The sequence below is a fragment of the Aureispira anguillae genome (genome assembly GCF_026000115.1).
Lineage (GTDB): Bacteria > Bacteroidota > Bacteroidia > Chitinophagales > Saprospiraceae > Aureispira > Aureispira anguillae.
Map to the genome: position 1 here is coordinate 2,612,733 of NZ_AP026867.1, position 12,768 is coordinate 2,625,500.

14 protein-coding genes are annotated in these 12,768 nt (G+C 32.4%); 9 read left to right on the forward strand and 5 right to left on the reverse strand.

Features of this window, described 5'->3' with window-relative positions; all coding sequences use genetic code 11:
- The first annotated feature begins 204 nt into the window (after positions 1-204).
- Both AsAng_RS10145 and AsAng_RS10150 read left to right on the forward strand, forming a co-directional pair.
- Entirely contained in the window at positions 205-1,050 is an 846-nt protein-coding gene (locus AsAng_RS10145; RefSeq protein ID WP_264792665.1) for a phospholipase D family protein, read from the forward strand.
- A 67-nt stretch (positions 1,051-1,117) separates the two neighbouring features.
- Complete coding sequence (locus AsAng_RS10150; protein ID WP_264792666.1) at positions 1,118-1,903, forward strand: hypothetical protein; 786 nt, start codon at positions 1,118-1,120, stop codon at positions 1,901-1,903.
- Between the two features lie 215 nt (positions 1,904-2,118).
- On the opposite strand, the gene AsAng_RS10155 is transcribed toward AsAng_RS10150, so the two are convergent.
- The 4 genes from AsAng_RS10155 to AsAng_RS10170 all read right to left on the reverse strand — a co-directional run bounded on the left by AsAng_RS10155 (position 2,119) and on the right by AsAng_RS10170 (position 4,742).
- The gene (locus AsAng_RS10155) at positions 2,119-3,111 is read right to left on the reverse strand and encodes an IS4 family transposase (protein WP_264792667.1); all 993 of its coding nucleotides are present in this window, start codon (positions 3,109-3,111) and stop codon (positions 2,119-2,121) included.
- 13 nt (positions 3,112-3,124) lie between these two features.
- Positions 3,125-4,033 (reverse strand): IS3 family transposase, encoded by a 909-nt coding sequence (locus AsAng_RS10160; RefSeq protein WP_264792634.1) that lies wholly within the window; start codon positions 4,031-4,033, stop codon positions 3,125-3,127.
- 5 nt (positions 4,034-4,038) lie between these two features.
- Positions 4,039-4,311: a transposase gene (locus AsAng_RS10165; RefSeq protein ID WP_264791660.1), complete on the reverse strand. Its 273-nt coding sequence runs from the start codon at positions 4,309-4,311 to the stop codon at positions 4,039-4,041.
- A gap of 236 nt (positions 4,312-4,547) precedes the next feature.
- Positions 4,548-4,742, reverse strand: coding sequence for a hypothetical protein (locus tag AsAng_RS10170; RefSeq protein ID WP_264792668.1), 195 nt, complete (start codon positions 4,740-4,742; stop codon positions 4,548-4,550).
- Positions 4,743-4,968: 226 nt separating this feature from the next.
- Here AsAng_RS10170 and AsAng_RS10175 point away from each other — a divergent pair, with 226 nt between their 5' ends.
- The 4 genes from AsAng_RS10175 (at position 4,969) to AsAng_RS10190 (ending at position 8,881) form a co-directional block, all read left to right on the forward strand.
- Positions 4,969-6,702, forward strand: coding sequence for a DUF262 domain-containing protein (locus AsAng_RS10175; RefSeq protein ID WP_264792669.1), 1,734 nt, complete (start codon positions 4,969-4,971; stop codon positions 6,700-6,702).
- 50 nt (positions 6,703-6,752) lie between these two features.
- Positions 6,753-7,298: a DUF6998 domain-containing protein gene (locus AsAng_RS10180; RefSeq protein ID WP_264792670.1), complete on the forward strand. Its 546-nt coding sequence runs from the start codon at positions 6,753-6,755 to the stop codon at positions 7,296-7,298.
- A gap of 645 nt (positions 7,299-7,943) precedes the next feature.
- Complete coding sequence (locus AsAng_RS10185) at positions 7,944-8,405, forward strand: hypothetical protein (RefSeq protein WP_264792671.1); 462 nt, start codon at positions 7,944-7,946, stop codon at positions 8,403-8,405.
- A gap of 56 nt (positions 8,406-8,461) precedes the next feature.
- Positions 8,462-8,881 carry a YiiX/YebB-like N1pC/P60 family cysteine hydrolase gene (locus AsAng_RS10190; RefSeq protein ID WP_264792672.1) on the forward strand — a complete coding sequence of 140 codons (420 nt, stop codon included), beginning with the start codon at positions 8,462-8,464 and terminating at the stop codon, positions 8,879-8,881.
- Between the two features lie 426 nt (positions 8,882-9,307).
- Here the strand turns inward: AsAng_RS10190 and AsAng_RS10195 are convergent, their stop codons facing one another.
- Positions 9,308-9,433, reverse strand: coding sequence for a hypothetical protein (locus AsAng_RS10195; protein ID WP_264792673.1), 126 nt, complete (start codon positions 9,431-9,433; stop codon positions 9,308-9,310).
- Between the two features lie 325 nt (positions 9,434-9,758).
- Between AsAng_RS10195 and AsAng_RS10200 the strand changes: the two genes are divergently transcribed.
- The 3 genes from AsAng_RS10200 (at position 9,759) to AsAng_RS10210 (ending at position 12,741) form a co-directional block, all read left to right on the forward strand.
- On the forward strand, positions 9,759-10,259 hold the full coding sequence (locus tag AsAng_RS10200; RefSeq protein ID WP_264792674.1) for a hypothetical protein: 501 nt from the start codon (positions 9,759-9,761) through the stop codon (positions 10,257-10,259).
- A 164-nt stretch (positions 10,260-10,423) separates the two neighbouring features.
- Positions 10,424-11,413: a leucine-rich repeat domain-containing protein gene (locus AsAng_RS10205; RefSeq protein ID WP_264792675.1), complete on the forward strand. Its 990-nt coding sequence runs from the start codon at positions 10,424-10,426 to the stop codon at positions 11,411-11,413.
- Between the two features lie 215 nt (positions 11,414-11,628).
- Entirely contained in the window at positions 11,629-12,741 is a 1,113-nt protein-coding gene (locus AsAng_RS10210; protein WP_264792676.1) for a serine hydrolase domain-containing protein, read from the forward strand.
- The last annotated feature ends 27 nt before the right edge of the window (positions 12,742-12,768 follow it).

A 12,768-nucleotide genomic window follows, 5' to 3' on the forward strand; every position in this document is an offset into this window, starting at 1 on the left:
GATTTTGCTAGTAGCTTGAAGCCAGATTACTAGCAAAGTCTACGATTTTGCTTTGGGATTGGCTATATTCAGTACGCATAGCCTCTAGCACAGGCATATACACTAGACGTTAGGCACAATTTTAAAATCTCTGGCTCAAGATTCAAGAAGTTCTTAGGAAATCAATATATTACTTATCATTATATTTCTTACTAAATCGAAAAAATGGAAGAATTAACGATTATTAGTCTAGAATTAGAAAGTTTAATCGAAAAAATAGAATTCTATAAATCATCAGGAAAAGTTTTTGATTCATGGGACGTCTATAATCATGTTGACATGCCTAAAAACTTTGAGAGCAAGACTTATGGTCCTCTCTTTACCACATATAATGATATCGTTAGTCGACTAAAAGGTTATGATAAAAAAACATTTTCAAGCTTAAAAAAACTTAAACTTTCTCCACCTTTACTAAGAGAAGATGTAGATAACAATTATAATCATTATGACTACTATCTTTACACTTCTGAGCATTTGATAGAAATTCTTTTTGAAACAAAAAAAGCAAAAAAAATCCTTGATAAATTTCTGAATTCAAAAGAAAAAATAAGTACTCAGCAAGGAGTTGAATTTGTTGCAGAAGATAGTTTAAATTCGGCTATTATTGGAATAATAAAAGAAGCAAGAAGTTTCATCACATTGATAGCACCTTATATCAAATTACACGAAAGAATAAAAGATGCATTACTACTAAAGTTAAAAGTTCCTGCATTATCCTTAGTTGTTGTGTTCGGCAAAAACGAACAAGACAAGTCTAAAAGTCTAAGTACATCAGATAAAACTTTTTTAAATAAATTTCCCAAACTAAGCTTGTATTACAAAAACAGATTACACGCTAAATGCTATTTCAATGAAAAAGAAGTTTTATTAACCTCTATGAACTTATATGATTATTCTCAAAATAACAATATTGAGTTCGGAGTTTTGATAAAAAAAGAGATAAACCCCAGTCTTTATGATGAAGTAATAACTTATTTTAAAGATGTAATAGAGAATAGTATAAAACAATAAAAAATCTCATTAAGCCTATTTTTATTAAATCATTCAAAATCAATATCTAAAAAATCCAAATCCATAAATGTTAAGAATAGAAAAAACTCAACTAAATATTAGTGCTTTAATCACAATGTCTTCTGGATTAAAAAAGCTTCAATCTAACACAATTACAGAAATGATGGATAAAGGAGAAAAAGCAGGACAAGTGATAATTACTAGAGAAAAAAGGGAAAATGAAAAAACAGATCTGCAATTAAGCCTAGAGTTACTAAATAAACTTTTTTTTAGTCTTGTTGGAGGTCCTCCTAGCCCACTTATTCTAAGTGGCGATGAAGAAAGATATCTCAGAAATTGTTCTTATGCTTATTACTACTATAAGACTGAAGAAGCCGAAATTTCTCCCCTAGATGTTTTTGGTGTATTTCACAAAACGCATTTCAACACACCACCGCCAAATGAGTTACATAAAGAATTTCCAAAGATGCTTTTATCCACTTTCGGTCTAAATCCCGAATTATCTCAAGCATTCAATAAATACCAACAAACATCACCAATTGCCTTACCCTCTCCAAAGTCTTTTAATCATGTATTTCAAACACTAAAGACTGAATTCGTCAATAATGAAATAAAATTAGTATTGGAAGCAACCAATCTTGAAATGACGAAAAGTATAGACTCCTTATTTGCATTAAAAGATTTGTTATTTTGTTGTGAGTTTGATACAAGTTCAATTCTTGAACATCATGAATTTTCAAAAATAAGTGGACAAAAAGACACATATAACTGGGGTGCTAAAAATGGGATAAAGCCATCTATAGAGTTTGATTACGATTACCTGAAAGTAGATGTAACAAAAAACTGTGCCTAACAATCTGTCAATTCCATAAAGTTAAGAGCAAAAGCTGGTCTGTAATTTGCGGAAAATCTGTTTCTAAAGCTGTCACATTTCAGGCAGGAACAATTTTAGAAGGTGCATACCAAATTTGCTATCTATAGGGACAGCATATTCCTGAGCTCTAAAATTACATTTCTTTTTAGAGCTTGATTATTAATTGTATTCCAATGCTTTATAAGCTACCTATACTAAAAGGCTGGCTTGTAGTTTTTTTCTGTCATATACCGTTCATTCAATCTCATTTGCTTGCGTGTTCTTTTTGTTGGTGGTCGTATTCGGACGCTTTCATAATAGCGTTTTATTAGGTTAATCGCAGCTTTAACATATACTCCTTGATGCTCTGAAAGCAACAAATCAAACCAATCTTTTTTCACTATAGTAATTGCTATATTTCTATTTATTTGACCCTTCAGTTTTTGTCCATTCAATTCTTTTTCTGCTACATGAATAAACATCGAGCGAATATTGTAAAAGATCAACACCGACCATAAATCCTGTAAAACAAATTGGGCTTTGTAACCTGAAAATACACCTAATTTTAGTTGATTTTTAAGCTCATCAAAAGCTGTTTCCTCTCCCCACCTTTTAGAATATAAATCTTTAAATTCTTCTCTGCTAAACTTATTCTTATCCAATAAATTCGTTGCTAAAACCTCGGTTGTTCCATTCGGTAATTCTACTCGAAGTAACCTTATTTTGAAGGTTGAAAATTTTGGATGCTTATTTTTTAAGCCATACTTATCTCTTGCTGAATAATAAGCTCTTTCACCTAACCGAAATTCTACTATGCTATCAGTATCTCCACTTTTTAAAAAATTTTCTACTGCTTTTATTCCCTTTATTTTCATTCTTATCAAGCAGGGCTTTCTCGATTTTAAGTGGCGGTCTAATAGTAAACTATCGCAATAATGGCGATCATAGATCATGATTGAGTTGCTAGGAAGAATTTCAAATTTTTGATGAAGGGCAACCAACTCTGCTACTGATCTTGGATGTAAATGCACATGATAGAATACTCGATTCAATACATCATGTATCGCTAATATCTTGCAGGCTGCTATTGCTCCATATTGGTTCTTGTGAACACCTATTAAGCATCTATTTTCTTCCGTATCAGGCACTCGAATTCCAATTCCATCAATCGCCAATAGTTGGTATTGAGGTATTGAGGTGTACCCCATTTATAGGACCAGTTTAAGCTGATTTTAAATTTATTAGATATTTTTCTTCCAAAATCTCCTCACAGAAATTTTGGGAGGTTTTGGAAGGGGAATATCGGTCACAAGGACGTTCATCGTCAATCCCCATGTGTCTTCTTTCCCAGTTATATTTGTTAAAATACTTTTTCATTCCTGTATGCAATGCACTTCCATCCAAATACTCTCGAATATAAGCATCTTCGTATTTCACAGACCACCATAATCGTTCAATAAACACATTATCGATACAGCGCCCTTTTCCATCCATGCTAAATTTAATTCCATAATCTTTGGTAACACATTTGACAAATTCTTTTGATGTAAATTGACTTCCTTGATCCGTATTCAAAATCTCTGGCTTCCCATATCTTTCTATCCCTTCTTCTAATGTATTTTTGCACCATAGGGCATCCATCGTATTCGATATTGACCAAGACACTACAAATCGACTATAAAGGTCAATGACAGCAGTTAAATATAGAAAACCCTTTGGCATAGGAATATAAGTAATATCCATTGCCCAGACTTGGTTAGGTCGTTCTATTTTTAAGCCTCTCAGTAGATAAGGAAAAACTTGATGGTCTTCTCCTTTTCCTGGTTTTGACGTCTGTGGTCCTGGTAAAATGGATCGCAAGCCCATTACAGAATAATACAATCGATTAATACGCTTTCGATTCACCTTAAAACCTTTATCCGCCGTCAACCATAAATGCATGGCACGAGCTCCTTTATAGGGATGCTTTAGGTAATGTTCATCCATTAATCGCATCAACTCCATATTTAATTCGCTCTCTTCTTTTGGTTGATAATAAATACCAGAGCGATGAATACCTATCAACTTGCATTGACGGCGAACACTCAAAATTGGGTGATTAGAATTAATATGTTGACGTTTCTCGGACAAGGGCTTTATTTCAACACTTTTTTTAAAAAGTCATTCTCGACTTTTAGCTTACCTATAGTCTGTAAAAGTTTGTCTTTTTCCTTCTCCTCCTCGGTCTGCTTAGAAGTTGGTTTTTCAAATATGTCTTCTGCTCCTTCCAAAAATTGTTTCTTCCAAGTACGAATTTGTGTTGGTGCAAGCTCATATTTTTGAGCTAACTCTGATAAAGTAGATTGCTCTTTTAGAGCCTCTAATACTACTTCTGTTTTGAACTTTGCTGTGAATTTTCTTTTCTTCATAATCACTAATTTAAGCTTTTTTTCCGAACTTAACTAGTGGTCCTATTTTTGGGGTATACCGTAGTATCCTTTCCAATATTTTATTCCTCGATTGCTTCGATAAAAAAGTTGGCAACTATAAGAAAATAAGTCTTCAAAAAAACAAACCTTAATCTTTAAACGAGCTAAGGCTAATGCTGTCTTTGTTGGTGGGCATCTTGATCTAAATAGTCTTGAGTGGGAGATTAATTCAGCGTTTACACTTTTTTTAAAAGACCTAATATCAATCCTACCGTTGTTGCAAAATCTAATTTGTGATGTCTTGTAAAATCTTGTTCTGGGCGAATCAAATAGGTCGCCCGTTTTTGGGCTGTTAAACTCGCTAAAATTATAAATAATTTTAGCCTCTTTAATTGTGCTGTTAAGCTTAGTAGTTTTTTGTCACGTTTCATCCTCTAAATATATGTTTTTTCTGACTACTTTCCTTAACTTTATGGCAGTGAACAATGTGTATGCAGCAATACTAGATTTCGGGCTAAAGCTAAATATTCGTCTTTTGCCTAGCACCGCAAAATCGCAGATTTTGCTCTAAGGAATAGCTATATTTAAGTTCGCATAGCTTCTAGTTCTGTACATACACGCACGTTAGCTCTCATTAAAAAAAAGAAAAACCCAAATATGGCAAATACAAAAATCAAAGCCTTTTTCAACAGTCGATACTTCGAGATTCCAAAATATCAAAGAGGATACGCTTGGGAAAAGAAGAATATTAGAGAATTGTTTGAAGATATTGAAGAAGCGATAGAGGTAAAAGCAAGTCACTATATTGGAACAATTGTTCTATCAAAAACGGAAAAAGGAGAAGATGTTTTTTATGTAGTTGACGGACAACAAAGAATTACAACAACTACAATGATAATCAATGAATTGGTTAAACATTTAGATGCGGACGATTCAAGTTTTTACAAAAGATTTTATATTAATCGAGGAGAAAGATTTAGATTATTACCATTGGGAAAAGAAAAAGACTTTTTTAAAGAGTTACTAACTAATGGTGAATCTGATTTGATACCCGTAAATAGAAGCCAACGACTTCTGATTGAAGCTTACCAAGAAATTCAAGGAAAAGTTTCGCAAATTGTTAAAGAGAAAAGCGCCTTAGATTATCTCGAACAAATAGAAAATTTGCAGATAATGGAATTTGTTGAAGATAGCGAAGGTGATGCAATACGAATTTTTCAAACTGTCAACGATAGAGGAAAACCGTTGACAAATATGGAGAAAGCAAAAAGTCTTTTAGTATATTTTTCAAATCGGTATTTGGTAAGAAAACTTGATAAAGATATTAATGACAAGTTTGGGCAGATGTTTGAAATATATGACCAAATAAAGCATGTAGGAACAAAAAATAGTATTGATTTGATTTCAGGGAGATACGGAGAGTTCAATGAAGACAATATAATGCGATACCATTTTGTAACTTTCAGTAATGAAGATTACGACCCAACAGCAAGTTATGTACTGGGCTTTCTAAAAAGGAAACTTAAAGAGTTCCGAAAAAGCAAAACATCAAAAGAGCAAATAGAGAACTTCATCAACTCTTATGTGAATAGTTTACTATCATTTTTTACCTGCCTCAATAAGTTGGTTCAAAAGACGGAAATTAATGAAAAGTACTTTAAAATATTTTCGATTTTAGGCTTATCTGCAACCTTATATCCTGTAATTGCAAAATTTGAAGAATTCGGGATTCTCGACACTTCACTTGAAGGAGAAGAACTTGAATCTTATAATTTTCTTGATTTAATTGAATTGATTGATGTTAGAGTTTATAAGGTAAGAGGAACTGACCCCAAAGCAGATATTGGCAGGTTTTCATATCAAATAGCCAATGAAAAATGGGATAATGCAGATATGGAAAACTGGTTAGTTTGGTTCAACGAGCGTTGGATGCCAGAAGATGAATTTAGAAATAATTTGTACAGCTCAATTTATAAAAGAAGTCGAGCTGTATTACCACATATACTTTTAGATTATTCAGAAACTATAAGTGATACTAAATTGACTATCGAAGAATTAAAAGATTTTGTAAAGAAGAAGGCTTTTAGCATTGAGCATATTTTATCACAGAAACCGAAGTTTACTTTAAAAACACATGGGTTTAAAAGTACGGAAGAATATCTTGAATTTGAGCATACAATTGGAAACCTAACTTTGCTTGAAAAGTCATTAAATAGTAGTGTCAATAACAAAAATGTTTATGACAAGATAGATTATTATGATAGAAGTATTTTCAGAATTACCAAAGAGTTGGCAACCGAAATAACTCATAACAATCAATTCAAAAAAGAAGATATTGAAAATCGTACAGAGAAAATGGTTGAATTTCTAATTGAAAAATGGTGGTGTTAAAATTGAAAAAGAAAACGAGACCGTTAGCTGGCATATAAAAAACGACACGAATGAATCTAAATGAACTAAATACGACAGAATTAATTCAAGCGTATTCTGGAATAATTAAACAGTTAAAAAAACGCAAAGTTATTCGGACTAAAAATCTCTTAGGTGATTTAGGAGAATATTTGGCGATAGAACATTTTAATAAAACTGCTGGAATGTCAAATCTTCAAGCTGCTCCAGCAGGAACTCAAAAGATTGATGCAATTAGTAGAAACGGAGACCGATATAGTATTAAATCTACAACTGGAAATTTAACAGGAGTATTTTACGGACTTGAACCACCAAATTCCGAGAATATTGACAGGCAAAAATTTGAATATGTTCTAATCGTCAAATTTGACAATGACTATCAACTTGAAAAAATAATTCAACTTGACTGGAATTTGTTTCATAAATATAAACGTTGGCACAAAACAATGAATGCTTGGAATATATCTATTACAAAATCATTGACAGACGAAGCAAAAGTGCTTTACGAAAGAATACCCGAAAAGGCTTACGACATATCTGAAATTAGAAAAACTCACAAACAAGCATATGAACCCTAGACAGAAGAAGCTGACGAAAAGCTAGAGTTGCTATCTTGTGAAGGCAAAAACATAAAAGAGATGAGTGAGATTTTTGGGAGAAATGAAGGAGCAATCCGTTCTCGCATAAAAAAGCTCGAACTAAAAGAAAAATACGCCAGCTAACAACATGTATAAGTAATGCTCGCTCAACCGCTCGCACTACTCATACACTCACCGTTAGGCACCATTCACTTAATTAGGGGCTTTTAGGAGTAAAACAAAACATTAGTTTGAAATTATTTAACTTTATAAATAAGTGATATTTTTTTTAATTTATGGCAAGTATTATTGTTTCTTACTCATAACACTTACTTGGGGAACTCTAATTCGTACCCCGCTTTTAAAGGTTTTGCTTCAAAAGCGGGGTAATGGCTTCTTTAAGATTCAACAACAGATTATTTCTGATTGTGTGTAGGTATACCTATAAGCTCTTAACAGACTTATATTCAATACTTTTGTTGTAAAACAAGTATTAGAAGTGCCAAAACAAACACATTTGTTTTACTCCTGAATCTCCCTAATTAAAGCTGGAGTTTTCTTCTTATTGGGAACGAATTGTAAATGTATAATTCATTTAGCATACCTTTGTAAAAGATAATTATTCATTGTTAAATTTACTCATTGATGCCCAAAAAAAATACTAATTCAAAACCTAAACAAGAGAAAGGAATATTATTGATTTTAATTCTACTTGTCATTTTTGCTAGTGCCTCATTTTGGGAAGCATTAAAGTTAAGTCCAAGAATAAAAACTAAACAGGATTTAGCAGATTATTATGGCATTACTAGAAAAACATTGAATAAATGGATAACTCATTTCACTACAATCAATTTAGAAGAGTTTAAAAAGATTCGAAAAATTACTTTTTCAGATTTATCTCAAATATTAAATCAACTAGGGCGTGTAAAAGAAAATTCTCAACCTCTCTCGAAGAAGGAAATAAAAAAACGATGTGAGACATCTGACAGGGTACTTAGAGAAAATATTTCTGAAAAATATTGTGGCATATCCCTAGAAACATATAAACAAGTAAACATTTTTCCACCAAATATTTCAAAGAAAATTCTTTCTCATATTGGTGTATAAAGCTAATATTAAACTAAAGATTAAAATTTATTCATTAACACTAAACTTTTTAAAGTATGAAAATTGACTTTACAAAATTAAAAATTGGAGACCGACTTATTAGAGAAAAAGGTGGCATTTTTTCTAAACACCATGTACTCTATGCTGGGCGAGATTCAATTACAGGGAAACATATTATAGCAGAAAATCAAAGAAATTATGGTGTGAGAATTATTTCTCTTGAGCAATTCCTTAAAGAAGGAAAATTAGTTCAAATTGACTATAATAATTTTTCTTATCCCCAACAAACAAAAACTACTCTAAGAATAAAAACTCGTTTAGGGAAATCATATGACCTTTTGAAGTATAATTGTGAACAATTTGTAAATGATGTGCTTCATGGCATTATAGAAAGTAAACAGGTTCAAAATGCATTGTTTGCTAGTTTTGGGGTATTAGTTCTCTTTATGGTTCTCTTACTCAGCAAACAGCACTAAAAAATAAAACAATGCCTAATAATGTGTCAATTCCATAAAGTTAAGAGTAAAAGCTGGTCTGTAATTTGCAGAAAATCTGTTTCTAAAGCTGTCACATTTCAGGCAGGAACAATTTTAGAAGGTGCATACCAAATTTGCTATCTATAGGGATAGCACATTCCTGAGCTCTAAAATCACATATTTTCTTCCGTATCAGGCACTCGAATTCCAGTTCCATCAATCGCCAATAGTTGGTATCCTTTCCAATATTTTATCCCTCGATTGCTTCGATAAAAAAGTTGGCAACTATAAGAAAATAAGTCTTCAAAAAAACAAACCTTAATCTTTGAACGAGCTAAGGATAATGCTGTCTTTGTTGGTGGGCATCTTGATCTAAACAGTCTTGAGTGGGAGATTAATTCAGCGTTTACACTTTTTTTAAAAGACCTATATCAATCCTACCGTTGTTGCAAAATCTAATTTGCGATGTCTTGTAAAATCTTGTTCTGGGCGAATCAAATAGGTCGCCCGTTTTTGGGCTGTTAAGCTTAGTAGTTTTTTGTCACGTTTCATCCTCTAAATATATGTTTTTTCTGACTACTTCCCTTAACTTTATGGCAGTGAACAATATGCATATGGTCATGGGGAGTATACAGAACCGCCTAACAGCATCCTCTGCCCCAGAAGTCACAAAATCACAGATTTTGCTAGTGCCTGAAGCTAAATTACTATCAAAATCTGCGATTTTGCTTGGGGAATAGCTATATTTAGTATCGCATATCTTGTGGCACAGGCATATACACAAACCGTTATGGGCAAGTGGAATATGACTGGAAATATTCAATCACTTTGAACCTTATGGCAAGAACTGAGTAATACTGGATAAACAATATATTTTATGAGCCTGTCTTTTTATTCAATTTTGATTTTTTCCATTTTTTGTTTCTCATATTCCATCGATTCAAATTCCTGCGGTGGTGAGTTAAGTGAGAGTTTTGTACAAGACGATTCGCAGAGCTTCGGTATTAATTTTGAGAACGATACAATTATTGATGAAGCAATGGATGCTCTCAATACAATTCAAATAACTGGAGATGGTGGAATGAAGCTTTATCTAACTTTTCCTAACATTCACCATAATGAATGTCAAGGAGTAGTGCGTATATCTGAAATTTCACAAGAAGAATTCCGTGACGCCCTTCTTGAGGTAATGGCTGAGAATAACCTTACACTGACAGAACATGAGAGATCTAAGATTGCGGCTACTGCTTCGAAGCCAAGGGGCATATACACGGTAAAAACTTGTGGCTCAACAACCGAAGGTGAAACTCCTCGGCGCAAAGGCACTTGGATAATCATGGCTATTTTTGGTAGAAGTGACCTCCTGATCAATTGGTAAACCAGCCTATAACAACGGCTAAAAAGCATACGGGTATATGCTGCGTTTCATTAATTATAGTTGGAAAACTATACCTAACTTTAAAAGAAAATCTTGGTTGAAAGTCCGTACGACTTCCTAGCCTTGAACGTTATCAGTCATTAAATTCACCTCCTTACACTTACATGGATTACAAGAAAAAACTTAGTGAATTAATTGATTCAGGAATAGAGTCAAATGTTAAGCTTGCTATTCAGCTAAGTAAATCGACAAATACTCCATTAAATGTAAACGAATATGAGGAAATTTTTAATTGGATTTTAGAGTATGGAGAATATGACACAATCGAACCAACAACTCGACTTGAAACAAAAATAATTCGATTAATATCTCTAACAAAACTCTGGTGGTCAGTGAAAAATACTACCAAAATACCTGCTAGTATTAGAAAAATAAAAAACTTGGAAGTACTACAGCTCTCGGGCTCTAGGCTAAAAACACTTCCTGAGTCATTTGGCGAACTCTCCAATTTAGAATCGATACTTCTAAATGGAAATCAAATAAAATCATTACCTAAAAGTTTCATTAAATTGTCTAATCTCGAAGAACTTGTACTTAGCTCAAATCAATTAGAAAATTTACCTCAAAATTGGGCGCAGCTAAAAAAGCTAAAGTCAATTAAAATGCAAAACAATAAGTTCAAAGAATTTCCGAGCGAATTTTTATCATTGCCCAGTTTAGAACTCTTAGATTTATCCAACAACCCAATTGAGCAATTATCAGATAAAATTTATAAACTATATCCGATTAAAAAATTACGACTAAGTCAAACAAAAATAAATTCGGTTCCAGCTTCTATTGGTGAACTAATAAATTTAGAGACATTAGATCTAAGCCAAAACTATATTTCTCATATTCCAGATTCGATATGTAATTTAAAAACTCTTGAAATATTAAACTTATTTAATAACAACCTAAACTCATTACCAGTAAGGTTTGAAAATCTAAATAAACTCCGTGTTCTAAATATAGCTGAAAATAACTTTGATAACCTACCTCCCCAAATATTCAAATTAAAAAACCTTGAAGTTTTGAATATTACAGGAAATAATATTCCACAACATCAAATCATTCGATTCAAAATAAAACAACCTAACTGTACTCTCAGAAAATAAAACGACTGATAACAATCTGCAATAGCCATCCAGAGCACTATGTAACACCTAATTCAAGGGTTTTGTCCAAGCGCAAAATCACAGATTTTGCTAGTGCTTGAAGAAAAAATACTAGCAAAATCTATGCTTTTGCTCTAGGGTTGGTGCCATATTTCTTATCTTACTTCTCCCCCACATGCATATGCACAAACATTGTGGGTAATAATAAAAAAACAATGAAATTTAAAACACTAATATATATTCTATTGCTTATATCTTTTCAAAGTTGTAATGCTCAAACGAAGAAGCAAACTTTATCAATTATTGTTGATGAAGAAGCGCAACTTTTTTTAGAAGACGATAGATTTAATTCATTATCAATTGCTATTTTTTATAATGGCGAAAGTTACGTTGAACATTTTGGAGAATTGGATAAAGGGAAAGGTAATAAACCGACCAATAAAACACTTTATGAGATAGCGTCAGTATCTAAGACAATGACTGGGTATCTTGTGGCTAGTGCAGTTGAAGAAGGTAAATTGAAATTAGATGATGCAGTTTATGATATACTTGGGGATAAGTATAAAAATCTTGAATATGGTGGAGAACCTGTTCGAATTGAACATTTAATCACGCATACAAGTGGCTTACCTTTAAATGTTCGAGGAGTTTCAGAATTATATCAGAATCCTAGTTCAAATAATTATCACGAAGCGCAAAGAATATTATCTCAATATTCTAAGGAGGATTTATTGTCTGAAATACAATCCTTAAAATTGACTCAAAAACCTGGAGAAAATTATGGCTACTCTAATGTTGCACCTAACTTAATCGCCCATATTTTAGAAGTTGTTTTTGACAAAACATTTGAAGAACTCTTGCAGGAAAAACTGTTTAATCCTGCAAAAATGCCCAATACTTACATTAACCTTAATGATAAGCAAAAAGGTTTTCTTGCCAATGGATATAACGGAAATAATGAAATGATGCCCAATTTTAAAGAACCAATACAATTATGGGGAGCAGCAGGTCGCATTAAATCAAATTCTGAAGATTTATTGAATTATATAAAATGGCAACTCAATGAAAAAAATCCAATAACAAAACTATCGCACAAGAAGTTATTTCACGATGTAGAAAATATTTGGATAGGTTATTATTGGGAAATTATTGATAGTAATGCAGAAAAACACATTGAACATCACGGAGGAATCTATGGAAGTCAAAACTGGATAATGATATTTCCAGAGCAAAATATTGGAATATCTATTATTACAAATTCCAGTTTTCCTGAGGCTAATCAATTAATTAAGGAAACTACAAAAAAAATTATTAATAGATTGAAATAAACACTACCCACAATCGAGTAGACGGCT